The following is a 360-nucleotide window of genomic DNA, read 5'->3' as shown; positions in this document are numbered from 1 at the left end:
CTCAAAGCCGGATTCCAGCGGCAAAACCGCCAATGCGGCCTGGCCCGGCTCGAGCTGTTCGGCCTCGGCCAGCGTCTCGACCTGTTTGAGGTTGCCGAGATGGTGCTCGGCCAGGATCTGGCCAAGGCGGTCGAGCGAGCCTTCGGTCCAGCCGGCGATGACGACCCGGCGCCGCGCCGCGCGCTCGTCGGCTATGTGCCGGACGACGACATCGAAGACATTGACGTTCGGATCGGCACGTTCCTCGACGAAGCTGCGGCCATGCCGCGAGCCGGCGTGGAAGACTTTCTTACCCCCTACGTCGGGCGCATCGAACACGGTAAAGTCGATGTCCTCGCGCTCGCCAAGCGAAGACTTGAG

Annotated in this window: 1 pseudogene; it reads right to left on the bottom strand. The window is 65.6% G+C overall.

Features of this window, described 5'->3' with window-relative positions:
- A pseudogene (locus EN862_RS35155) lies at positions 1-360 on the bottom strand (transcription-repair coupling factor); the annotation flags it as partial.

It is taken from the genome of Mesorhizobium sp. M2E.F.Ca.ET.219.01.1.1, from assembly GCF_004016445.2.
Classification (GTDB): domain Bacteria; phylum Pseudomonadota; class Alphaproteobacteria; order Rhizobiales; family Rhizobiaceae; genus Mesorhizobium.
The sequence above is the reverse complement of the archived record's forward strand: the minus strand, read 5'-3'. Positions and strand labels throughout refer to the sequence as shown.